Origin of the sequence: Marisediminitalea aggregata (genome assembly GCF_900129565.1) — a bacterium.
In the GTDB taxonomy this organism is placed as follows: Bacteria; Pseudomonadota; Gammaproteobacteria; order Enterobacterales; family Alteromonadaceae; genus Alteromonas; species Alteromonas aggregata.
Map to the genome: position 1 here is coordinate 1 of NZ_FQWD01000009.1, position 24,480 is coordinate 24,480.

Below are 24,480 nucleotides of genomic sequence, written 5' to 3' on the forward strand. Positions count from 1 at the left end.
TTAACCGTGAACGCCACCGTGCTGGATGATGCGGGGAACCTGGCCACGGCCAGCACGTCCGGCCTGATTGACCTCACGTTGCCGACCTTGTCGCTGGCGAGCATTGGTGACATCAACAATGATACCCCTGTCATTTCGGGCACCTGTGATGAAATTGGCGCGACAGTGAATATCAGCGTCGTCGATGGCGATGGTACGACGCACACCGTGTCAGCCACCGTGCAATCCGACGGTACGTTTAGTGTGACTATGCCCAGCGCATTGCCGGAAGGACTGTTAACCGTGAACGCCACGGTGCTGGATGATGCGGGGAACCTGGCGACCGCGAGTACGTCCGGTCTGATCGATCTGACGTTGCCGACCTTGTCGCTAGCGAGTATCGGTAGTATCAACAATGATACGCCGGTGATCAGCGGAACCTGTGATGAAATTGGTGCGACGGTCTCCATCAGCGTGGTCGACGGCGACGGCACCACCCATACGGTCAGTGCGACCGTGCAATCCGACGGTACGTTTAGTGTGACCATGCCCAGCGCATTACCGGAAGGACTGTTAACCGTGAACGCCACGGTGCTGGATGATGCGGGTAACCTGGCGACCGCCAGTACGTCCGGCCTGATTGACCTCACGTTGCCGACCTTGTCGCTGGCCAGTATCGGTAATATCAACAATGATACGCCGGTGATCAGCGGAACCTGTGATGAAATTGGCGCGACGGTGAATATCAGCGTGGTCGATGGTGACGGCACCACCCACACCGTCTCAGCCACCGTGCAATCCGATGGTACCTTCAGCGTGACCATGCCCAGCGCATTGCCAGAAGGGTTACTCACAGTGAACGCCACGGTGCTGGATGATGCCGGTAACCTGGCCACGGCCAGCACGTCCGGTCTGATTGACCTGACGTTACCGACGTTATCACTGGCGAGTATCGGTAGTATCAACAACGATACACCGGTGATCAGTGGTACGTGCGATGAAATTGGCGCGACGGTATCCATCAGTGTGGTCGACGGTGACGGCACCACCCACACCGTCTCAGCCACCGTGCAATCCGACGGTACCTTCAGTGTGACCATGCCGAGTGCATTGCCGGAAGGGCTGTTAACTGTGAACGCTACGGTACTGGATGATGCGGGTAACCTGGCCACAGCAGGAACAAGCGGCCTAATCGATCTGACTGTACCGCTATTTAATCTGGATAGTCTGGGTAGTATTAATGACACAACCCCAACTATTTCAGGCACAAGCGATGAAATTGGCGCAACCGTGTCAATTACAACAACCGATGATGATGGTTCAATTCAGACCTTTGATACCACTGTTGGTAGTGATGGAAACTTTAGCATTGATATACCGCTTGACGTAGCAGAAGGGGTGTTAAATGTCAGCGCTTCTGTGTCTGATGATGCTGGTAACGTGTCCAGCGATAGCATCATTGGGTTGATTGATATAACTGCGCCATCACTCGCCTTAACTGCGTTGCCGACGTTACTGTCGCCCATAGTCTCTGGTACCACTGATACTGACATGGTAGGGCGAACCATAAATGTCGACGTGACCGCAGACATTGGAGGAATTAACCAAACAGTATCTCTGTCGACTACGGTACTGGCTGATGGAAGTTGGTCAACCGGGCCGATAGCGTCGCTGGGCGTTGGACCTGTTTCTGTATCTGTGTATATCGCGGATGAGGCAGGGAATATAGCGACAGAGTCTCAATCTGGAACGGTGTCGTTGTCGAGTGGTGGCTCTGGCAGTCCATTACTTGGTACTGATTCCGCTTCAGATTCAGCGCAAAGTGATGCTGACGCTAAGCTGCTCAACTTGATCAACGATCTAAACAAACCTACGGATATATGACAAAAAAAGACGGTGCATAGAATGCACCGTCTTTTCTCTCTCAGAGCTTCTTTTTAGGCACTGTAGTCAGATACCGGCAACTCCAGAATGAATTGGGCACCGCTAGTGGTGTTGGTATCGTAATACAAGTCACCCGCTAATTTTTGCTGCGCTAGTTCTTTCGCTATGGACATACCCAAACCACTTCCATCCTCTCCTCTACGCGTGGTAAAAAATTGTTGGAATATCAGTGGTTGGTGCGCTTTGGGTATACCTACACCATTGTCGCTATAAATGACCTTGAGGACTTGTCGCTGCTCGTCGTATTCACTTGTGATAGTAATCGCAGGTGCTTCAATGTCTTTGAACGCGTGTTTAACCGAGTTGAAAAATAAGTTTGTCATAATTTGCGACAAAGCGCCCGGTACACTCTCCGTCGTCGCCGATTGAGGCAGGTTAATATCCAGCTGAACGCCATGGCGTTTTAGCTCAGGGCCCAAGCTGGTAGCCAGACCTTTTATTCGCTCAGTGATATTAAATTTAATGGTGTCCTGAGCGCCTTGATCGACAGCCGTTTTCTTGAAGCTGTTTACCAGTTCCACCGCTCTTTTTATGTTGAACTCAAGCAAGGTGCAGACTTCAGCACAACTGGCCATAAAGTCTTTAAACGAGGTTTCAGTCAATGTTCCACTGCTAAATTGTTCATTCAGCGCACTAACTTCGTCAGTAAGGTGGGATAGACCCGTTACGGCAACCCCTAACGGTGTGTTTATTTCATGAGTTACCGACGCAACAATGCCACCCAACATCGCCAGTTGTTCGTTTTTGACAACTTGCTGCTTCATTTCCCGGAGTAATTTAATGTAGTCCTGGTTTTGCTTTGCAATGGCGCAATGCAAGAACACTCTGGCTAATTTTTGTAATGGTAAGGGATCAAAATCGGCAGGCAGGCCCGGCTCACATATAAACATACAAAGTATGTCTTCATTGTGATCAGATACCAACGTACAGCCGGATTTTGTTTTGAACAGTAGATGCTTCTCAAGCACCTCGCTGTCAGGCACCTGATTAGGGCTGGAAAATCCGGAGACTGATTGTTCGGTTATTAATTTGGTAAACGAGGGGGCAAGCGACAATGGAAGTAAGGTATCCAAATAACAGCTTTCATCCGTACATCGGTAAACAGGATGCACGGAAGCGTCCATACGGCCCAGCCAAATACTAAATGCGTTGGTCTTCGTCGCATCACTAATAATAGAGGCAATTTCCCGAGCGCAAAAGTCGGTGTCGCCCATTTTTACTTCTGCGCTCAGAGCCAGTTCTACAATACGCGATTGAACATCCATTATTCTTCTCCTGCGTCTGGGAATGCCTCTCTGATTTTCCAGAAGTCGTCGAAGTTGTTAAGCAATAAGTCCACTAACTTGGGCTCAAAGTGCTTCCCTCGTTCCTCTTCAAGGATGGCCTTAATTCTGTCTGTGCTCCAGGGTTCCTTGTAACAGCGCCTTGAACCCAGCGCATCAAAAACGTCAGCCAAAGCGGTAATACGCCCAGCAATGGGAATATCTTCTCCTGCGGTACCGTTGGGGTAACCGGCCCCATCCCAGCGTTCATGGTGAGTGCGGCATATTTCGGCTGCCATTTGTAATATTGGCTTTTTGGAGTTGCGAAGAATTTCATAGCCAATTTGCGCATGTGTCTTCATCTGGTCCCACTCTTCAGGCTCGAGCTTTCCAGGCTTATGCAGAATACCATCAGGGATAGCTACTTTGCCCAAATCATGAAGGGGAGCTCCGCGTTTGATCATTAATGCATCGTGTTCACTTAATCCGTAGAGCTCTGCGAGCTTATAGCTTATCAGCGAAACGCGCTTAACATGTGCACCTGTCTCTTTACTGCGCATCTCAACAGCGTCGCCCAGTAGGTAAACTAATTCACGCTGCGTTTCAATGACCTCTTCGCTCATTAACAGGTTGTCGTATGCCAGTGCCACGTTGATGCAATATATTTCCAGAAACTCCTGCTGACCTTGGGTTAAATCTCCCTGGGTATCAATGTACAGGAGGTTTTCATTGCCCTTATCTGTTTGCAGATAAAAAATGAAGCCGTCTTCCGAATGAAATGAGCGCTTCAGCGTTAAGGCTTTTAAAAATTTAGCCTGAACACTCTCCGGTAAATCAGACAGCGCTGCGATTTCCGGATCCGTACTTAACTGCCCGGTAGAGGCCAGTATACGCCCGTTACTTCGGATCGCATCAGAGCTGGAACCTGTCGACCAGTAGATGGCACTTGAGTCGATTTGAAGGATGTTCATGATTTCTTTAAGCACTGCTGTTGCGAACGCATTTAGTGAGTTTGAACGCAACATATTTCCTGTGCTTTCGATGACCTGCCGCAGACCTTTGCGGTGTGACTCTATGGTACTGATATCCCGGTATGAGCGCAGACCGCTGTACATGAGTGTTTTGAGCTTTTGGCTGGTAAGTTCGGTCTTTTCCTTGTAATCATTGATGTCGTATTTCTCAATGACTTCATGTTCTGGTGCTTGTCCAGGCTGGCCTGTACGGAGAACCAGTCTACAGAGATTATTATTCAGTTCTTTGCGGACCCAGTGCACTAGGTCTAAACCTGCATGGTCGTTTTCCATCACTACATCGACCAGCGCTAGTGCAATGTCCGAATGTTGTTGGAAGACTTCCTTTGCTTCTGCAGCTGAATAGGCATGCAAATATTGAATTTTTTTGCCTTCGAAACGAAAACGCTTCAGTGTTAATTCGGTTACCCTGTGAACTTCAGCTTCATCATCTATAATGAGTACAGTATATTCAGGTTGTTCAACTTGTTGTTCTTCGGTGTTTTGCGTTGTGTTAGCCTGTTTTGCAAATAACGGATTCATGGGTTACAGACCTTTATTGTTAGTTTAAATCGTGCAAAAGAAATGAGATGCAAAAGCCTTCATCTGGCACGCTGTCGTAATGCACATCACTCTCGAGTTTACTTTTTACTAAATTATAGACCACGCTCAGGCCAAGCCCTGCGTTGCCGGCACCTCGCTTCGTTGTAAAGAAGGGCTCAAACACTTTCTTCAAATCCTGTTCATTAACGCCGATACCGTTGTCGCAAAACATAAATTCGTAGGCATCACCAGAAGGTGTCAGTGTGATGGTAATTTCACATTGTTGTTGCCCTGGTTTCATTGCGTGAATCAAGGTATTGGAGGTGAGGTACGACAAGATTTGGGTAATAACGGTGGGGTATGTTTTTATACGGGCAGACGACGGCAACTGCGTTTCAAACTGTATTTTACTGTTGTCTGAATTGATTCGGTAAGCCGCAACATAGTCATTGATCAGCGTAGTTACGTCGACCTCCTCAAGTTGGCTGGCGTCATCTGAGTTCAGAACCGCCACTCGCTTGAAGCTGGCGACGAGCTTGGACGCCCGTTGCATGTTCTTGATTGAGAGGTCGGTGATGTCTTTCGCCGTAGACAGAAAGTCCTCGAACTTGTCTGAATCCAATACGCCGTTTTTGAAATCCATATCAAGTTCAGCCAATAGCTCTTTCATGTGGGAGCTGCTGGTAATGCTGATCCCCAAAGGTGTGTTAACCTCGTGGGATATGCCCGCTACCAAGCCACCCATTGCGTTGATTTTTTCAGACTCAATGATCTTTTCCTGCGCGAACTTGAGTTGTTCAATGGCTTCAGACTTTTCGTTGTGCATACGGGAAAGACGCAAAGAATATTTGTGCATTGAAAAAATAAAAAACGCGATCACTGCTGATAGCAGCGGAATTATCAGATACCAGTATTGTCCTGGGCTGAATTGACGACGTACCGTGATTTCCCAGTTTCGGTCAAAGAAATTCAGTGTGCTGGTATAGCTGTCTAAAGACACGTTTTTATTTATGATATGGTCGTAAATGAGTACGCGCTTGTCGTCAATAGTCTCGTGCAGAACAAAGTCTTCTGCTATTTCGTTATCAAGCACCAGCCTGAATGCCTTTTCAAAGTCGAATAGCAGTAGCAAGATGCCTTCACTACCGTGCATGCGATAAAACACGCCAATTAAGTTGCGGTCAATTTCTTTGAATATGGGCGTTGTCGCTGTCTTACCGACTTCGAGGTTACTTAGCATTTGAAGCTGCGTTGCATCATAAATGGCTTGTTCAGCCGTTGCATTGGAAATTCCCGCGGCCTCCCAGAGCTGAGCCTCTTTGGCACCCCCGTTAAATATTTCATTGTCGAAGTAAGCGACACCCGTTAAGGCTTTGTAGTGTTCGAATAGCACTGTGGTATAGTCCGAAAATTCCTCTTTCGACACTTTATTGGAGGCGGCGTAAAAGCTCTCAATCGACTGAACAGGGTAGGACAGTGTCGATAACTCTTCCTGGGTTAACAATAAAAACTGTTTTACCGGAGTAATAAAGTTGAGTTGTTTATCTTGCTCTATTAATGCACTAGCGATGTAAATAGCGCTTAATACCAAGAGGGCAGATGCCACCAATACATATTTCAGTGAGCTCATAAAACCAGTCAAAACAAGTTAGTTACATTAACTGTAATACAAAATCGAAATATTGCGTGCTTTCCTGCAAAAACATCGACCAAAGCTAAAATTGCCTGGGCTTCATGACAGATGACGCTGCGAAATTTCTCGTACTCTTAGGGAATATGAAGTGTGGCTGAGTGCCGGAATAAGGCGCGGGCAGAACCCGCGCTTCAAAGCTAAGAGCAGAGGCAGTGATTAGTTAAACTTGTTGAACAAGCTTTCCAAATCAAGGCCTTGATGACCTAACATGTCGCGTAATCGACGCAGGCCTTCTACCTGAATTTGTCTTACGCGTTCTCGAGTCAGTCCGATTTCTGCGCCAACGTCTTCAAGGGTTGAAGGTTCATACCCCATCAATCCGAAGCGACGTGCAAGCACTTCCCGCTGTTTGGCACTGAGCTCCTGCAACCAGCCAACAATACTATTTTTTATATTGTTATCCTGGAGCTGCTCTTCCGGACTTGTCTCGTTGTCGTCAGCCAGTATATCTAACAACGCCTTGTCATTTTCACCGCCAATTGGCGTGTCTACTGAACTGATTCGTTCGTTCAGACGCAGCATTTTACTGACTTCATCAATGGGCTTATCGAGATAAACCGCAATGTCCTCAGCGGTAGGCTCGTGGTCTAACTGTTGTGCTAGTTCACGGGCGGCTCGCAAATAAACATTTAGCTCTTTCACTACGTGAATAGGTAGCCGTATCGTGCGCGTCTGATTCATGATCGCGCGTTCGATTGTCTGACGAATCCACCAGGTGGCATAGGTTGAAAATCTGAATCCGCGTTCTGGATCAAACTTTTCGACCGCCCGGATAAGTCCTAAGTTACCTTCTTCAATCAGGTCGAGCAGTGCAAGGCCGCGATTGTTGTAACGGCGGGCAATTTTAACTACCAACCGAAGGTTACTTACAATCATTCGTTTACGGGACGCTTCACAACCTTTCAGCGCGCGTCGGGCAAAGTGAACTTCTTCCTCTGCAGTCAGCAATGGCGAATAGCCAATCTCGCTTAGGTAAAGCTGAGTTGCGTCTAAGTTTTTTGCAACTTCCTCTTGGTTTAACCAAGTATCTGCTTGGTTATCGTCGTTTTCTTCAGTGAACTCATTCTTGGCCTGTTCAGCCATATCAATGTTTTCAAGTTCGTCTCGGGGTGTAGCTTCGATGACAGCGTTATTTTGTTGACCCACAACTGTATCTCCTGCGTTATGTTACCTTTCGACGTTCTCCTGGTTCCTCAGTATTATTATTATTTATTGTTATTATTATGGTTGCTTTGGCAGATACTTCAGAGGGTCCAACGACTTTCCTCTATACCTGATCTCAAAATGTAATTTGTTCGTGGTAGTGCCGGAGCTTCCTACCTTGCCAATGACATCACCGGCCTTTACCCAATCCCGTTCGCTGACAACGATAGACTCGTTGTGCGCATAGGCACTTAAAAACGATTCGGTGTGTTTTATTATTATTAGATTTCCGTAACCGCGAAGTGCGTTGCCTGAGTAAACGACTTTTCCTGCCGCAGCGGCTACAACGTCACTACCTTTAGGTGCGAATATATCTATACCGTTTACACCTGCTTCTGCGCCATTTTGCGTTTGTTCAAACTTCCCGTTGGCTGGCCATTGCCAATGCTCAACGCGTTTGGGAAACGTGTTAACCAGCTTGTTATTTGTTTGCTTTTTAGCTTGCGTTACAGGCTTGTTAACATTTGGTTCACAATCACAATACGCCTGGCTCTCTTTAGGGTCAATAGACATTTTTGTGTTTTTTTCTCTGGTCGTACCAGTCGATTTTTTGACGTTAGACAAAGGGTTAAGATCGTTTAGAGTAGCCTGTAAATGGAGTGATTGACCTGGGTAAATGACGTAAGGCGGCGTTAATTTATTCCATTTGGCGATGTCCCGATAGTCATTTCCTGTGTACCACGCAATGGCAAATAAGGTATCGCCAGACTGCACGGTGTAAGACGTTTGTTGTGGGGTGTCAGGCAGCTCGTGCTGGCTGTTTAATACAACCAATGGGGCAGGTCTTGAAGGATTACTACAGCCCGCTAGTAAAAGACTTAGCGTTAAAATAGAGACGACGGCGCGCGAAAAAGACCTCAACGCAATAGTAAATAAGCAACAATGGCTAACATGATGACTGCCCATCCTATGACCTCAACATATTTACGTAGTTCCTGTTCCATTCTGGCGCCACCCCAACGCATCAGGCCTGCTACCAGGTAGAAACGCGCACCTCTGCCTACTGCTGATGCAATGAGAAAAGGTAAAAATGCCATCTGCAAAAAACCAGCGCTAATGGTAAATATTTTATAGGGGATCGGAGAAAAGCCGGCAATAAATACTACCCAGACACCGTATTGTTCGAACCAGCCCATGGCCGTTTCCAACTTGTGTGTATAACCTGCAGACTCAATAAAGGGCTGTAGCCAGTTTTCAAAGGCTAAATACCCCAGAAAATACCCTGCTATTCCGCCAAGAATGGACGCTAGCGTGGTAAGCATGGCGAAATGCCAGGCTTTGTCTGGTCGCGATAGCGACATAGGGGCGAGCATCACATCCGGGGGAACCGGAAATATCACCGATTCGGCGAAACTCAGACCTGCCAGATAGCGGCTCGCCCACGGGTGCTTGGCCCAACGCAGAGCCAGATCGTAACACGGTTGAAATAGCTTCAAAGTAGCGCTCCTGCTACCAAGGGTACAAAACGTACCGCTTCTATGGTTTGTTCTTCGAGTTGCCCATCGATTTTATCGATACACAGTAACTGTTGGTGATCGTCACCTACCGGAATAACCAGTCGACCCCCTTCGTTTAGCTGGTTTGTCAGGGCTTCAGGCACACTGGTGGCTGCAGCAGTAACAATGATTCGGTCATAAGGCCCTTTGCTCTCCCAGCCTTGCCACCCATCACCGTGTTTCATTTTTACATTGTGCAAATCCAGCTGATTCATTCGGCGCTTGGCCTGAAACTGTAACGCTTTTATGCGTTCGACGGAAAATACCTGTGGGAATAACAGCGCCAGTATTGCCGTTTGGTAGCCAGAGCCTGTGCCAATTTCCAGCACATTTTTAGCAGGTGAAGATGCTGCCAGCAGCAACTCACTCATTTTAGCGACGATGTAAGGTTGAGAAATCGTCTGTCCCTGACCAATGGGCAATGCCGTGTTTTGATAGGCTTTGTGTTTTAATGCGTCCGGGATGAAAATTTCCCGGGGAACACTGGCCACGGCATTTAGCACGCGCTGATTGCTAACCCCTTCATCACACAGTAGTTGTGCTAGTACTTCGCCTTTTCTTGTTGTTCTCATTTGGTTGTTGTCTTTGTTGAGTGTTGCTGCACTGGCACATGCTTAATTACATTGCCAGCCACTTCTCCATGTCTTCAATACTGTCTCTGGCTGTCATATCCACACTTAACGGCGTCACCGAGCAAAAGCCGTTAGCAACAGCGTGAAAATCAGTGCCTGGACCAGCGTCTTGTTCCGCGCCAGCGGGGCCATACCAGTAAATTTCGCGGCCGAATGGGTCCTTGGCTTTTACCATGCCTTCTGCACGGTGGCGTCTGCCCTGACGGGTAATTTTAACCCCTGCCAGTTCTGAGTAGGGAATATCCGGAACGTTGACGTTCAGGATCTGGTTGGCAGCCAAAGGGTGGCTTTGAAGTTTTGTGATTATGTCCGTTACTACCCGTGCGGCGGTTTCGAAATGTTTGCCTTCGTGGCTACACAATGAAACAGCAATAGCCGGCAGCCCCATGTAGCGACCTTCTGTTGCGGCGGCCACCGTTCCAGAATAAATGACATCGTCACCTAAATTGGCGCCGTGATTGATACCGGACACCACTAATTCGGGATCTTCTTCCAGAAAACAGTTTAATCCAAGGTGAACGCAATCAGATGGCGTGCCGTTGACAGCATAAAACCCGCTGTCCATTTGCTGAATTCTTAGTGGTTGATGCAGTGACAACGCATTACTGGCGCCGCTGCAATTTCGATCCGGGGCGATGACAGTGACATCGTGAGATGCTTGCAATGCACCGTGCATAACGGCAATGCCTTTTGCAAACACACTGTCGTCGTTACTCAATAGAATTTTCATAGTCGCTCTGGTTAATTGAAAGGCTAAGCAGCGGTGTAGCCGCTTTAACTGCCTAATTCCGTTATCAATGCACACTCGCGCAGAATCGATGTCGCAAAGCATCCCGGAGGCAGGAAAAACCGTACGGTTAATGTATCACCTTGGGCTTCGCATTCAAGCTGTCGGGGCCAAATAATTGCAGCGCGGCGCTCCATTTTTAATCCTTCCCCGGCCAGAAAGGCGGAGACCTCAGTAAATGGTTCGAATAACGCCTGTTCAAATTGTTCAGCTTCGAGTCGTGAACCAAGCTCTCCTTTGCCCCACAGCGGTATGGTGGTGGATATATCTTTCTCGGCCAATCGTTCGGTCAGTGTGGTATCGACATCATCAGTCACAAAGATACTATTAGAACCTGTCAGATTGATGACATCACCCGGCATAAAAGTAGCCAGTTTACCGGCAGACAATCGTCTGGAGATACCTTCATTAAACAACCAGCTGCGCAGTGCTGACAACGCCATGGAGCGTTTATTGCGATTGCGGATCACTTCGCCATTTAACATGCGCTCTGCCATTTGAAGGTTGCCGCCACGTTGTAATTCACCGGAGTCTTGTCGTCGCTGAACGCCGAATCGCTGGCTGCCAAAATAATTGGGTGCCCCTTCATTGGCAGTCCGGGATAATCGCTCAACAATGACGTCCGGCTCTGTCACGTCGCGGAGCGTGATTATGAAGCTGTTGCCTTTTAACTGACCGGTTCGCAGTTTTTTATTGTGGCGTTTGGCATCGAGTACTTTAGCGCCTTCAAGGTCAAAAGCCGTCCAGTCAAAGTCCTGCTTTCCCGGTAGGTGAATGCCAAACCACTGCTGGGTAACCGCGTATTTGTCCTTGCGGCCGGCATATGTCACCTGACGCAACGGTAATTTGCAAAACTTAGCCAGTTGCTCGGCAACAAAAGCGGTGTTCAGATTGGTTTTCTGAACGTTCAGATAGATGTGTTCACCGTCACCGGTTAACTCATACCCGAGGTGTTCAATGACCTGGAAGTCTTGCGGTTGTTGTTTAAATACCGCGGTGGTTGAGGGTTGGCCGAATCGGTAGCCCCAATGGTCGGTGTTCAGTTCCATTATGGTTTTGCCACCAACAAGGCGACAGCATGTGCCGCAATGCCTTCTTTGCGACCAGCAAAGCCGAGCTTTTCGGTGGTGGTGGCTTTTACGTTGATATGATCAACGCTTACGCCGCAATCCTCGGCAAGAATTTGTCGCATAGCGTCGATGTGCGGTGCCATCTTTGGCGCCTGCGCTATGATGGTTGTATCGGCGTTGCTGACCAGGAACCCTTTTTCGTGGATCAAACCGACAACATGACGCAACAAAACGCGACTATCTGCGCCGGAATAGGCGTCATCGGTATCAGGGAAATGTTTGCCAATGTCACCCATCGCCATTGCGCCGAGTAATGCATCGCACAACGCATGGATCAGCACATCGCCGTCAGAGTGAGCGAGTAGCCCCTGTTCATAATCTATCTGAACGCCGCCCAGGGTTATGGGGCCGTCGCCACCGAATTTATGTACGTCGTAGCCGTGTCCAATTCGTATCACTGCGGTTCACCTTGTTGAAGATAAAATGTGGCCAGCGGTAAATCCGCCGGGCGGGTAACTTTAATGTTGGCCGGATTGCCATCAACCAGCCTGACAGTATGTCCGGCAAACTCCATCGCAGAAGCCTCGTCCGTAACATTGGCACCGGCTTCGAGCGCCTCGTTCAGCGCAGTCAATAATTCGCCCGCACGAAACAGTTGCGGAGTCAGAGCGTGCCACAAATTCTCGCGGTCTTCGGTATGGGAAACAACCGGGCTTCCGCTCTTAGTCTGAGCGCGTTTCATGGTATCGCGGACCGGGGTTGCCAGAATGCCGCCATTAAACGCAGGCTGTTGAATATGGTCAATCAGCGAGCTGAGGTCTTGCTGACTAATACAGGGGCGGGCAGCATCATGAACCAGAGCCCATTCATGCGCTGCAAGGGTGTGCAATGCATTTTGAACCGACTCTGCCCGGCTGTCTCCGCCCGCTACCGCGGTCAGCCAGGGCGCCTGACTAATCGCCAGCGTTGGAAAGTAAGTATCCTCAGGATGTAACGCCACCACAACACGAGATACTGCAGGGTGCTTATTCAGGGCCCGCAGGGTGTGTTCTAAAATGGTGTGGTTACCAATCGTTAAATATTGTTTGGGTTTATCTGCTTGCATGCGCGACCCAATGCCAGCCGCAGGCACTACGGCTACAATTGTCGGAGCAGTCATTCGTTATTCTTCTTCTGAGGGTAAAATTCGGTAAAAGGTTTCGCCGCGTTTTATCAGGCCTAACTCATTTCGAGCGCGTTCTTCAATGGCTTCCATTCCAATTGTCAGATCACTGATATCCGCTTTTAACAACGCATTACGCTGCACCAGGTTGGCATTTTGCTGAGATTGCTTCTCTACTTCCTGCTCTTTGGAAAGATAGTCCGGGATACTGTTTTTGCCGAACCACAGGCGATACTGAAGTAACCCCAATAGTCCTGCTAATACCAGTAAAATCCACTTATCTCGCCACACAGTGCTTACCTGTTTTTGTGTTAATTCCGGCACTTAACCAGTGCGCCGAAATGCATTAAAAATCGATCAGGCTGGGTACTTATCGCCGGCCTGACTGCGGACGCCTTCAGGTTTTAAAGGGGCCGCAGTCAGCACATTATGCCGCGCTCAGTGTTTAACGTCCATCGCCTTTGTTGAACAGTTTGTTGAACAATTTTTCCTTCTGTTTTTCAACAGCATTACTGAGTGTTGTTTTCAGTAATTCGTCCAGAGTGGCGTTATCCTGCTCGCTCGCGCTCAACAATCCTGATAAATCTCCCAGCTCTGCAGACAGGGTAGAAGACTGATTGGCTACCATTTGCTGAAGGCGGCTGTTTAACTTGTCTAGCTGTGCTTGCTTTTCTTTGTCCAGAGAAGCAAGTGCGGCACTGGCAAGTCGGGTGTCTAGATCAGACGCCAAGCCAAACTTTGGTGATGTCAGATCGCCGGAAATATCCATTTTGATGCCCAGATTTCGCAAATCACCCAGCACGGTTGCTACTGCGTTGGTCAATTTATCAGAGCCCGCTGCAGCCATCACGAGTTCAGACAAATCCACCTTGCCGCCACCGCTTAGCTGGTTATCAGTTACCGTTAGTGCACCCGCCGACGCCAGCAATGCTTGCTTAATCGAGGCATCGAGACGTTTGTTTTCTGTTAGCGGAATACTGTCGAGTAGCAATCCGGCTATTTGCCAGGTTTGTTTAGCATCCAGGCCATTTTCATCCAGGAAGAATTCACCTTCGGTGGTGAATTGTTGCTGGCCCTGATTGGCGGCATTCAGTAGAAAGGTGGTAGGGTTGCCAAAGATACTGTGCACGTTAGTGATATTTGTCCAATCGCCGCTTAGCAATGTGTCCTGCCAGTTAACCGAAACGTTGGCCTGACGGATCAGGATCTGCATCGGATCACCTTCCTCGGCGGTTTCGTCTTCCGCGGTAGATTCGCCTTTCAGCATGGGCACAATAATATCAAACGCCGCAAACAGGTATTGGTTGTATTCAGCGGCCTTGGGGCCAAACACTGCCTCGGTTAGCTGCGATAATGCGGCCTGATCGCCAGCATAAACGCCTTTCAGCAACGCATAGTCTTCCTGCGGAGCGGTTTTCAGCGCTTCGAGTGAGGCTGACATGGCTGTTTTGGCCTCTGATGCTTTGTCAGTAAACTCAGCAATAAGCGCTTTGTCTTTCTTTATCGATTCTTTTAACTGTTCCAGTGTCTGCTTGGCTTTCAGTATCGAGGCCGGGTCTTTCAGATCTGTTTCTTTTAACGCTTTAACCTGAGCTTTGTATTGTTCAAGCTTCGCTTTGTCTGGCAGCGCTTTGTAATCTTCCTTCAAGCCTTCGGCGTACGTATTGTAGGTTTGTTGTGCCTGCTCTACGGCAGCAGTGGTTTTCAGCGGTGAACGAGCCAGCAAATCGTCAACTTCTGGCAATGCTTCTTTGGCTTCTGCCAGTAGTTCCTCAAAAGACTGACCTTCAGGTTGTTTTAGTACTTTACCCGGGGATTGACGGGGTTGATTGAAAGCCACATCGGTTACCGCCAATTGATTCATAATCAGTTGGTTACTGAGCAGTGGCCAGAACTCCACATCGCCTTTCAACTGGCCGACGACGACCTGATTGGTTTCCGGTTTCGAAGGGTTGGTCATTTCAATGGCGGCGATATTGACACTGAGTGGAAAAAGGCTGTGCTCAAACTCACCAATATTTACTTCGGCGCCATAGGACTGGGTGAGTTGGGATTCGAGTACCGATTTAATAAGACTGTCGGCAAACAGCCAGTACAAAACGACCGGTATTAATAATATGGCGAACGTCCAGGTTGCCAGCTTTCCCGCTTTACTCTGCATGAATAACTCCTTGAAAAAATGATGCCCAGGTTACGTTTCCTCCGGCAGTGAGACCTTATTCGACAACCTGTCGCATGAATCACCTTCACATACCGCATTAAACCCGCTGTGCGTCGGGTCTGCCTTGACGCAAAGATAGCAGACCGATAGTGTGGCAACTAAATATTACGATATGACGTAGTTTATCGGCTGGCGGCGTATGTGCAAGCATAGGCGGCATGCGAGCCTTTCGTTAAACTATACGGTTATATGTAACAGGTTCAGTGCCACTGGCAGTGACAACGTAATCAACTACCGCGATGTAGACGGTAAGCATCTTAAAATTTATACGACAGATTGTACACAAAGGGGTTCAATGTTAACGCAACGTACTTTTTCTAACGCCAGTCCTATTCGACAGCTGATTCGGGATTTTTATCGTATTCCTGAAACCGATGCAGTTGACCAGATCTTACCCATAGCGGAAGTTAACCCCAGGGCGCGGAGCCGGGCCTGGGAACGCGCGCGACGGATGGTGTTACAGATTCGCAGGGAGCAGGAAAGTCATGGCGGTGTAGATGCACTGCTTAATGAATATTCATTGTCGACTGCAGAAGGCGTTGTACTGATGTGCCTGGCCGAAGCCTTGCTGCGCGTGCCGGACAAAGCGACCCAGGAAGAACTGATCCGCGACAAGCTGTCGAAAGGGCAGTGGACGCCGCATTTGGGCAACAGCGAATCGCTGTTTGTAAACGCGTCTTCGTGGGGATTGTTATTCACCGGCAACATGGTGAACTACGCCGACAAGCGAAAGAGTGAACAATTTGGCCTGCTGAAGAAGACGCTGGGGCGTCTGGGTGAGCCGGTTATTCGCCGTGCAATGAACATTGCCATGAAGGTAATGGGTCGTCAGTTCGTGATGGGGGAAACCATCGAAGACGCAGTTGAACGTGCGCAGGACAAGGAAAAGAAAGGCTACGTTTACAGCTATGACATGCTCGGCGAAGGCGCTCGAACTGCAAGAGATGCAGATCGCTATTACGAATCCTACGTCAAAGCGATTAAGGTGATCGGTAAAGCCGCAGGCGGCAAAGGCCCGCGGAAATCACCGGGTATTTCAGTCAAACTTTCTGCTATTCACCCGCGTTATGAGTTTGTGCAATACGAGCGTGTAATGGCCGAACTGCCAGCCAGACTGAAAGCCCTGTGTCTGATGGCAAAAGAATACAATATCGGATTAACGGTAGATGCCGAAGAAGCAGATCGTCTGGAAACGTCGCTCGATATCATCGAAACCGTATTCCGCGACCCGGATCTGGCCGGTTGGGATGGATTTGGTCTGGCGGTACAGGCCTATCAAAAACGCGCGCTGCACGTTATTGAATGGCTGCGTGAGCTTACCCAGGATGTCGGCCGTAAAATGATGGTTCGTCTGGTAAAGGGCGCGTATTGGGATACAGAAATCAAACTCACCCAAATGGCCGGACTGGACGCCTTCCCGGTATTCACCCGCAAGTCGTCTACCGACGTGTCATATCACGCCTGTGCGAACCGTCTGTTGGCTTACCGGGATACAATCTACCCGCAATTTGCCACCCATAACGCTTACACTGCGTCAGTTATTATTGAACTGGCCGGCGATGACAAACAAGGTTTTGAATTCCAGTGCCTGCATGGCATGGGCGATACCTTGTATGATCAGGTAGTTTCTGAAGAACAAATTCAGTGCCGGGTTTACGCTCCGGTTGGTGTGCACGAAGACTTGCTGGCGTATCTGGTGCGCCGACTATTAGAAAACGGGGCAAACTCTTCGTTTGTCAACGCCATCGTTGACGACAGCAAGCCTGTTGAAGCCTTACTGGAGGATCCGGTAGAGAAAACCCAGCGCCTGACATACCGCTACAATAAGCAAATTCAACAAGCGTCAGATTTATACGCCCCGGAACGTGTTAACTCAAAAGGCCTGGATATCACCGACCTTAATACGGTGAACACGTTGAAATACAGTTTGTCGCGTTGGGCTGAACAGTACCAAATCGACACCAGCGCCGTGCCGGAAGGTGCGGTGGCAGTGCTTAATCCGGCGAATCGTCAGGATGCCGTCGGGTATCACCATTATGCCAGTGAGAGTGCAATTCGGGCTGCGCTGGACACTGCAGACAAAGGGTTTGCGGCCTGGTCGGGACGACCGGTCAGCGAACGCGCAATGCTGCTGAATCAGTTCGCCGATGCGCTTGAACGCCATTCTGATGAATTGATTGCGCTGTGTATCCGTGAAGCCGGCAAAGTGACACAGGATTCGGTTGACGAGATTCGTGAAGCGGTTGATTTTTGTCGCTACTACGCCGCGCGTGCGGTTGAATTAGGCCAGGACGAACGTTTGGTTCCACGGGGTGTTGTACTGTGCATCAGTCCCTGGAATTTCCCGCTGGCTATTTTCCTTGGTCAGGTTGTGGCGGCGTTGGTAACCGGTAATACCGTGGTGGCGAAGCCTGCTGAGCAAACCAGCATGATAGCGGTACGCGCAGTAGAAATGATGCGTGCCGTTGGTTTACCGGATGATGCCTTGCAATTAGTCATCGCCAAAGGGCCGGATGTAGGCAGTGTGCTGCTGCCAGACGAACGCATTAAAGCGGTTATGTTTACCGGCTCTACACAAACAGGTACTTACATATCAAAAGTACTGGCGCAACGAGGCGGTGAGCAGGTACCTCTGATTGCTGAAACGGGTGGCCAGAACTGTATGATTGTCGACTCAACGGCATTACCGGAACAGGTCGTAGACGATGTAATACACTCAGGTTTCCAAAGCGCCGGTCAGCGCTGCTCGGCTTTGCGCGTGTTATTCGTGCAGGAGGACATCGCCGATACCATTATCAGCATGCTGACAGGGGCTATGAAAGAGCTGCAGATCGGCGACCCTGCCTGGCTCAGCACCGATGTAGGCCCGGTCATTGACGAGAAAGCCCTCAAGTCACTGCAAGAACACGAAGTGTACATGCAGGAAAACGGCAAGCTTCTGTATCAGTCGTCTATGCCGGAAGACTGTGCGGCAGGCACCTTCTTCCCACCGACGCTCTATGAGATCAGTGACTTAAGTGTGTTAACCCGCGAGGTCTTTGGCCCGGTTGTACACGTTGTGCGATATAAGGCTAAACACCTGAACAACGTACTTCAGCAAATTAACGACACTGGCTTTGGTCTGACGATGGGGATCCACTCCCGTATTGAAGAACGCGCCAACGAACTTGCCGCACGCTGTCGAGTGGGGAATGTATACGTAAACCGCAACATGATCGGTGCCATTGTCGGCGTACAGCCGTTTGGTGGTCGAGGCTTGTCTGGCACGGGGCCAAAAGCCGGCGGTCCTAACTACCTGCCTCGCCTGATGATGGAAAAAGCGACACCTAAGCCTTCGCAACTGGCCGACGATATCAGCCCGGATAATGCATTGTCAGGTACACCTGAACAGGCAAGTCAGGCAGCGTCTATTATGCGTAAAGCCTGCGAAGTCGAAGAACTGTGGCGTCATACACCGCTTAACGAGCGTATATCTAAAGTGCGTCAGCTTCTGGCGAAACTGGCAACCGTCGATATCGTTGAAGAATTGGCTGACGACCTCAATCGCACATTGGCTTCTGCCCGTTCACAATTGATGAGTATCGAGAAGAAGTTGGCAAAACCCATCACCTTGCCGGGGCCTACAGGTGAATCTAATAAACTGTACCTTGAGCCACGCGGTATTCTGGTCTGTTTTGCCGACAAAGAAGTAACCTTTGAATACTGGGCGCTTTCGATTGTAACGGCGTTGGCCACGGGTAATTGCGTGGTGTCGGTTGTGTCTGAACTCTTCTACGAAGAAGCGCTGGCAGTGAAAGACAAATTCCAGGCAGTAGGTGCGCCTGAAGCAGTGTTCCAGGTTGCTAAACTAGGTCATTTGGACGCACTGTTAATGGACGAGAAGTTAGCTGGCGTAGTGGTAGACAGTAATACCGAGCGTACGGCCCACATTACGGCCATGCTGGCTGAGCGCGAAGGCGCCATCCTGCCAGTGATCACCGCTGAGTATAATGACAAACTGATTCAGCGACTGATGACGGAGAAGACCATTAGCACCGATACCACAGCATCAGGCGGCAATACGTCACTGATGACCATGGTTGAAGAGGACGAGTAGGTTTTCATCCTGAACGCCAGTCGTTTGTCGCAAAACGATTGGCGGAATCAAAAAAGTCCGTAAACTCAATCGACATCAAGGTACAAGTACACATTTGTGCCTTGTTTCGTGTTAGGGGAGTAGCTTTCTCGCAAGAGAGTCGTTATCAACACACTTGGAACGCATTTCCATGGTAACGACGTGGTTGTAGGTCAAGAGGCCTTATCACTATTAGCAAGACCTAAGACAATAACCGGTCCAGAGCGGGACGCCGGCTGTTGTCTTATGTCTGTACTGTCCCGCCGGAATCATTAATGGAAGCCTTTCTTTCTTCATTAACCACTGTTGCTATTGCTGAAATCGGTGACAAAACGCAACTCCTTTCCTTGTTACTGACCGTCCGGTTTAAAAACAACCTCGCGATTGTCGTAGGAATACTGTTCGCTACACTACTCAATCATGCCTTTTCTGCCTGGGCGGGAATCTGGTTGTCCGCCTGGTTAACTCCCGGGTTAAGTAACGGACTGTTTGCCGGCGCGTTTATTGTTGTGGGGCTATGGCTGTTGATCCCGGATAAAGAGGAGGCGGTAACGTCTTCTTTTGACCGCTACGGCGCTTTTCTGGCTACCTCCGTACTCTTCTTTCTGGCTGAAATGGGTGACAAAACGCAGATAGCGACGGTGTTACTGGCTGGTGAATATCAACACCTTGGCTGGGTAACGCTGGGGACAACGCTGGGCATGATGGCCGCCAACGTGCCGGTTGTTTACCTTGGGGAACCCGTAATGAAAGCTTTGCCGATGAAGCAAGTTCGGCTTGCAGCGTCAACCTGCTTTGTATTACTCGGAGTGTACTGGCTATTCAGAATGTAATGGAATGAACACGCCTGGATGCCAGGCGTGTTCATATGAAGGATTACATCCAGGTGTCGTTGCGGCGTCTGCGCTTAGGAATGAAGGTAATTATAATGCCCAGAAGCACGCCTGCACCGGCCACAATGCCGCCGTAAGTAAACATACGGTACAGCTCTTCGGTATCCTGAGATTGAATTTGTTCGCTTAGCTGTGCAATCTGTTGCTGTGCTTCTGCCTTGTCAGCTTCAAGTTCGGTGACTTGTTGCCTGGCTTGTGCAAGTTGCTGAGTTAATTTTTGCACTCTCGACGACAGTGTATTGCGTTGCTGTTCGCTTTCGGCCAGGCGCTGACTTAACTCAGGTAACTGAACCCGACGTGACATCGTGTTAATCAGGTATTGGGTTTCTACCCAACCCTGTCGACCGTCACCATCCTGAATTTGCGTAAAGCTGCCATCATCACTACGCTGCAGCACGGTGACCGGTAAGCCTGCCTCAATAGAGCCGATAATGCGGTAATTACGCCCCGCACCAGAATGCATGTATACGATCAAATCATCGGCAATATAAGCGCCGGGCTGTTCACTGGTCTCTTGCGCACCTGCTGGCAAAACAACAACCAATAAACCGAAAATAACAGAAAGCAATCGCATAACGTTCCTAACCACCTAAACGAAAGCACTGATGTTAGGGGGTGTTGACCAGAAAGGCAAGCCTGCCAGTCACTTGCTATAACCAGCACGGCAACATTGCCAAAATCCCGATGGGCAGGTAATGTACCAGCCATATACCGCACCGCTATTTTCATAGTACATCACATGTCAGAAACCGAAATTAAATTTGTTGTCCGTGACAACCCGCTGGAAGCGCTAAAAGACGCCGTTTTTCCATTGTTAAAGGAAAAAGGCGTAAACATTGAAGAGCAAGGTCAGTCGTTCTTGCAGAACGATTACTACGACACGCCAGAACATCTGTTTCAGCAACACAAAATCGGTATGCGAGTGCGCGGCGCCAATGGTGAATTTGAACAGACAGTGAAAACCAATGGCAAAGTCAGTGGAGGACTGCATCAGCGCCTGGAGCTCAATGTTCCCCTGGCCAATGAACAGCCCGATTTGACGCTGTTCGAAACAATGCAATGGCCGGAAGGCGAGGATGGGAAGTCGCTGAATACGCGGTTAACCAAACAATTCGGCACACATTTTAGTCGCACTCAATTCGATTTGGTGTTCGAGGATGCCGAGATTGAGCTGGTGGTGGATATTGGTGAGGTAAGTGCACCACAACAGCAAAATGCGTCGCCGATTTGTGAAATTGAACTAGAGCTGAAGCAGGGTAATTTGTTGCGCATGTTCGAGCTGGCTACCCTGTTGCCCGGCAAGTTGCCGGTCAGGCTGAGTGATACTTCCAAAGCCGCGCAAGGCTATCAGTTGTTACATGGCGTACAGAATAAAATTTCGCCGTTGCCAGATTTCTTACCACTGACAGAAAATGTCACAACCGAAGAGGCATTTTGTCAGGCGCTGGCGTGCGGATTACGGCACTGGCAGGTTCACGAACACCTGTTTTTCGAAACCCAGTCACCCAAGATGCTGACCGAAATAACCCGTGCAGTGCGGATGTTAATGCAGACGGTGTCCCTGTATTTACCGGTGCTGCAGTGTCCTGCATTACTGGCGTTGCACAAAAAGCTGATGCGCTATGCAGAAGCCTGGTTATGGCAGGACGACCTGCAAAGCTTGCGAATGCTGCTGTCTAAGAAAAGCCTCTTCAATAAACGCTTGTCGCGTTATCCGGCGTTGTTGAGCTATTTACAGGGGCGACAAGCCGGTTTGTTGCAGGCGCACGATCCGCAAAGCAAGTTATATGAGGACACACCGTCTCTGCTGAAATTGTCAATTGCGCAGATTCTGCAAGAGAAACCCTGGCGCGGGGCTGCCACCGGATATGACTTACCGCTGATGGAACATGCCAAGGGCTGGTTGTCACAGGGATGGCAGACTATTCAGCAGTCCATGCCTATTCAACGCCAAATGCATGCGGCAAACTATACCTCGGTTGAAGTGTTGTTACGTCAGACCTTGTTCAACGGCTTTTTAGTGGCCGACTTATTTGCGCATTCACGCGGTCACTTTCGCGCGCCCTGGCTGGATATTCTGACCGGCATCGACGAACTGAATGCATTGTTACTGCTGAAAAAGTCGGTGTTTGATGCGGAGTTAGCTGAGCAGCGCGAGTTGCTGGAGTGGGTTCAGGAAAAAACACAGAACCTGCTTCGCGTGATGGAGCGGAGCCGGCAGGCTGCAATGTCGGGGGAGATTTACTGGTAATGGACAACCCCAATGAGCTTATCTAACGATTCGGTAGCCGTGTGGGTGGCAGCGTTGCTGACCTGTATATGGTTAGTGATGCTGGCTGTCACACTGAAACAAAAAGCACTGCCCGTTGGCAATGGCGGCCGGATGTTAATGTTGCTCAGTTGGCCGCTATTGGTTATTAGCGAACTCTGGGCGCTGGGGTTTGGACAGGGGCATTCCTTAATTAGCCTGGTTGTGCTGATCGTTGCACCGCTTCAGCTCATGGGTTTGCAAATGACTACCATGGCTTTATTGTGGCGCAAGCCTCGTTATGCACGCTGGCCACACGCGCTCGTTGCCACTGTGTTGCTGGCATTACTGAGCTATCAAATGTGGGCTTTCATGGCCGACATGCCGGGTTGGCATGGCCTGGTTCCTTATGGCGAACCCCTGGTGTACTGGCCAGTGTATGCCAGCTGTTTGCTGATTGCGTTTGCGATGCTGTATACCGCCATTATGCAGGTTGAACATATTCAGCAGTACCATCATGACTTACCTCTTCAGGTTGTCGATACACAACACTACAAAATAAAAGGCGTGGCTGGCGCATGCGGTTTTACCGTGGGGGTTGCCTTCTTCCTGGTCGTGATCACGGTCCTGGTGGGGATTGGCATTTTTCCCTTTGAAAGCTGGCTGGCCTGGTTTCATTGTGGTGTGGCAAGCAGCATGTTGGTGGTGTTAGCTAATTTGTGTCGCAGACAACAAACCTCGCCGTCGCCGTTTGATCACGCTGCGCTGGAAAACGCACCAGTATTGACCGATGCCAAAGCCCAGGCAATAGTAAAACAGGCCGATTCGGTAGTGATTGCCTCAAAAGCTTACAAGCAGGTAGGGTTAACGCTGGAGTCCTTTGCGCGTCAGGCAAAGTTAGACCCTACGATATTGTGCCTGGCGTTGTTGAAGGTGAAGAAGCAGCACTTCAGAAATTACATGTATCAGTTCAGAATGAAATACGCCAAACAGCTGTTGCTGCGCTCTGATATCAAACTTGACCAGGTTGCCAAACGCCTGCAGCTAGGCAACAAAGGCACAGTGAGTCACACGTTTTTAAAATATCTGGAAAGTAAGCAATAGTCCGCAACAAGCGCATGCAATCCACTTTTAAACCGCGCTTTTTTGCTCAGGCGTACATAGCGGCAAATTTATCTGCCAGTGCGTCCAGGCTCTCCTTATGAGCCGGATCGGGCTCGATACATTCGATTGGGCACACAGCGACGCAACTGGGTTCATCATAATGACCCACACATTCCGTGCAGCGTGACGGATCAATCTGATAAATCTCAGCGCCCATGCTAATTGCTTCGTTGGGGCACTCCGACGGACACATATCACAATTTATACAGTCATCTGTAATCAACAATGCCATAACAATATCCTCGTCGATGGTAAGCAGGCGGTAGATGTTGTCAGAAATGTATATAAGCAGTAGTGAATATGCAAAGCCTATTCGTGGCAGGCTTGATACAGGTCAATAGCAACCAAAGTGCTGCTGCAAAATACCCTGGGTAAACTCTTTTCGCAGGTAAAAACCGCGAGGGCGGGTTTTGATTCTTTGGCCTTCCGGACCAAGCGCATCGGCCAGCACTTTTCCGCTCGCGGCTTTGGGGCGCAACTGCATAAAATCGCCATGACGGGCAGTAATGGACTCTACCTGTCCCAGTGCAATCATCTCGGTCAGCAGTTCCCAGTCGCGCTGCAATTGCTGATCCTGATGCTCAGAAGGCTGCCAGATAAACGGTGTCGCAATTCTGCGTTGTGCAACCGGGATGTCGCGTTGGCCTTCGACAGGGACCCACAACACGCATTGCAATTTGTTCCGCACATTGCTGCGCTGCCAATTCATCATGGGCGCAGGTATTAAGGGGGCGTAGCACACGTAGGTGGTTTCAAGCGGCATGCCGTTTGCGTCGATAGGCAGGGTTTTTAATTCAATGCCTAACTCCGGAAAGTCCTGAGTTGGCTTTGAACCCGCAGTGGCACCCAGCCATAGTTCAATTAATTGCCCGGTCCAGCCTTTCTGGCGTTTAAAGTTATCGGGGATAGCAATGTTGGCAAGGTGGGCGAGTTCGCCCAGGCTCAGGCCGGCAATGCGTGCTGCCCGTGACTCCAGGTCGTCACTATCCCGTGGTGCGCTGGTGGGTACTTGCAAACCCTCTACCTCTTGTTTGTGTGTTCATAGCCCGGTTAACCGGG

21 protein-coding genes and 1 riboswitch are annotated in these 24,480 nt (G+C 49.5%); of the genes, 5 read left to right on the top strand and 16 right to left on the bottom strand.

The features are described from left to right. A partial coding sequence (locus BUB81_RS20645) for a beta strand repeat-containing protein (protein ID WP_175555845.1) occupies positions 1-1,863 on the top strand: 1,863 nt, incomplete at its 5' end. Positions 1,864-1,916: 53 nt separating this feature from the next. Here BUB81_RS20645 and BUB81_RS20650 read toward each other — a convergent pair. From BUB81_RS20650 to BUB81_RS20710, 13 genes are all read right to left on the bottom strand, one after another. Continuing rightward, a complete protein-coding gene (locus tag BUB81_RS20650; RefSeq protein WP_073325258.1) occupies positions 1,917-3,188 on the bottom strand; it encodes a sensor histidine kinase in 1,272 nt (423 codons plus the stop codon). Continuing rightward, complete coding sequence (locus BUB81_RS20655; protein WP_073325259.1) at positions 3,188-4,738, bottom strand: DUF3369 domain-containing protein; 1,551 nt, start codon at positions 4,736-4,738, stop codon at positions 3,188-3,190. Before BUB81_RS20655 ends, BUB81_RS20650 begins: the two co-directional genes overlap by 1 nt. Positions 4,739-4,757: 19 nt before the next feature. Next, positions 4,758-6,368: a sensor histidine kinase gene (locus BUB81_RS20660; protein ID WP_073325260.1), complete on the bottom strand. Its 1,611-nt coding sequence runs from the start codon at positions 6,366-6,368 to the stop codon at positions 4,758-4,760. A 219-nt stretch (positions 6,369-6,587) separates the two neighbouring features. Next, positions 6,588-7,577: an RNA polymerase sigma factor RpoS gene (gene rpoS, locus BUB81_RS20665; RefSeq protein WP_073325261.1), complete on the bottom strand. Its 990-nt coding sequence runs from the start codon at positions 7,575-7,577 to the stop codon at positions 6,588-6,590. Positions 7,578-7,652: 75 nt separating this feature from the next. Continuing rightward, positions 7,653-8,408, bottom strand: a complete 756-nt coding sequence (locus BUB81_RS20670) for a peptidoglycan DD-metalloendopeptidase family protein (RefSeq protein ID WP_245819313.1) — start codon at positions 8,406-8,408, stop codon at positions 7,653-7,655. 83 nt (positions 8,409-8,491) lie between these two features. After that, positions 8,492-9,070 carry a YqaA family protein gene (locus BUB81_RS20675; protein WP_073325262.1) on the bottom strand — a complete coding sequence of 193 codons (579 nt, stop codon included), beginning with the start codon at positions 9,068-9,070 and terminating at the stop codon, positions 8,492-8,494. Beyond that, complete coding sequence (locus tag BUB81_RS20680) at positions 9,067-9,702, bottom strand: protein-L-isoaspartate(D-aspartate) O-methyltransferase (RefSeq protein ID WP_073325263.1); 636 nt, start codon at positions 9,700-9,702, stop codon at positions 9,067-9,069. The genes BUB81_RS20675 and BUB81_RS20680 overlap by 4 nt, the downstream gene beginning before the upstream one ends. Positions 9,703-9,748: 46 nt before the next feature. Next, on the bottom strand, positions 9,749-10,492 hold the full coding sequence (gene surE / locus BUB81_RS20685; RefSeq protein WP_073325264.1) for a 5'/3'-nucleotidase SurE: 744 nt from the start codon (positions 10,490-10,492) through the stop codon (positions 9,749-9,751). A 44-nt stretch (positions 10,493-10,536) separates the two neighbouring features. Next, on the bottom strand, positions 10,537-11,601 hold the full coding sequence (gene truD / locus BUB81_RS20690) for a tRNA pseudouridine(13) synthase TruD (protein WP_425435085.1): 1,065 nt from the start codon (positions 11,599-11,601) through the stop codon (positions 10,537-10,539). Further along, positions 11,598-12,074, bottom strand: coding sequence for a 2-C-methyl-D-erythritol 2,4-cyclodiphosphate synthase (gene ispF / locus BUB81_RS20695; protein ID WP_073325345.1), 477 nt, complete (start codon positions 12,072-12,074; stop codon positions 11,598-11,600). Before ispF ends, truD begins: the two co-directional genes overlap by 4 nt. Further along, positions 12,074-12,778: a 2-C-methyl-D-erythritol 4-phosphate cytidylyltransferase gene (gene ispD, locus BUB81_RS20700; protein ID WP_073325266.1), complete on the bottom strand. Its 705-nt coding sequence runs from the start codon at positions 12,776-12,778 to the stop codon at positions 12,074-12,076. The genes ispF and ispD overlap by 1 nt, the downstream gene beginning before the upstream one ends. A 3-nt stretch (positions 12,779-12,781) precedes the next feature. Beyond that, on the bottom strand, positions 12,782-13,072 hold the full coding sequence (gene ftsB, locus BUB81_RS20705) for a cell division protein FtsB (RefSeq protein WP_073325267.1): 291 nt from the start codon (positions 13,070-13,072) through the stop codon (positions 12,782-12,784). A gap of 154 nt (positions 13,073-13,226) precedes the next feature. Beyond that, the gene (locus BUB81_RS20710; protein WP_073325268.1) at positions 13,227-14,942 is read right to left on the bottom strand and encodes a TIGR03545 family protein; all 1,716 of its coding nucleotides are present in this window, start codon (positions 14,940-14,942) and stop codon (positions 13,227-13,229) included. Positions 14,943-15,297: 355 nt separating this feature from the next. Between BUB81_RS20710 and putA the strand changes: the two genes are divergently transcribed. Beyond that, complete coding sequence (gene putA / locus BUB81_RS20715; RefSeq protein WP_073325269.1) at positions 15,298-19,098, top strand: bifunctional proline dehydrogenase/L-glutamate gamma-semialdehyde dehydrogenase PutA; 3,801 nt, start codon at positions 15,298-15,300, stop codon at positions 19,096-19,098. Between the two features lie 112 nt (positions 19,099-19,210). Then, positions 19,211-19,332, top strand: a riboswitch (yybP-ykoY riboswitch). Between the two features lie 59 nt (positions 19,333-19,391). Then, the gene (locus BUB81_RS20720; protein WP_073325270.1) at positions 19,392-19,949 is read left to right on the top strand and encodes a TMEM165/GDT1 family protein; all 558 of its coding nucleotides are present in this window, start codon (positions 19,392-19,394) and stop codon (positions 19,947-19,949) included. 43 nt (positions 19,950-19,992) lie between these two features. On the opposite strand, the gene BUB81_RS20725 is transcribed toward BUB81_RS20720, so the two are convergent. After that, positions 19,993-20,583: a TIGR04211 family SH3 domain-containing protein gene (locus tag BUB81_RS20725; RefSeq protein ID WP_073325271.1), complete on the bottom strand. Its 591-nt coding sequence runs from the start codon at positions 20,581-20,583 to the stop codon at positions 19,993-19,995. Positions 20,584-20,748: 165 nt separating this feature from the next. On the opposite strand from BUB81_RS20725, the gene BUB81_RS20730 reads away from it, so the two are divergent. Then, positions 20,749-22,260 (top strand): CYTH domain-containing protein, encoded by a 1,512-nt coding sequence (locus tag BUB81_RS20730; RefSeq protein ID WP_073325272.1) that lies wholly within the window; start codon positions 20,749-20,751, stop codon positions 22,258-22,260. A gap of 12 nt (positions 22,261-22,272) precedes the next feature. Further along, positions 22,273-23,361, top strand: a complete 1,089-nt coding sequence (locus tag BUB81_RS20735; RefSeq protein WP_073325273.1) for a helix-turn-helix domain-containing protein — start codon at positions 22,273-22,275, stop codon at positions 23,359-23,361. Positions 23,362-23,407: 46 nt separating this feature from the next. On the opposite strand, the gene BUB81_RS20740 is transcribed toward BUB81_RS20735, so the two are convergent. After that, a complete protein-coding gene (locus BUB81_RS20740; RefSeq protein ID WP_073325274.1) occupies positions 23,408-23,653 on the bottom strand; it encodes a YfhL family 4Fe-4S dicluster ferredoxin in 246 nt (81 codons plus the stop codon). A 102-nt stretch (positions 23,654-23,755) separates the two neighbouring features. Beyond that, the gene (mutH, locus tag BUB81_RS20745; RefSeq protein WP_073325275.1) at positions 23,756-24,436 is read right to left on the bottom strand and encodes a DNA mismatch repair endonuclease MutH; all 681 of its coding nucleotides are present in this window, start codon (positions 24,434-24,436) and stop codon (positions 23,756-23,758) included. Positions 24,437-24,480 lie beyond the last annotated feature (44 nt).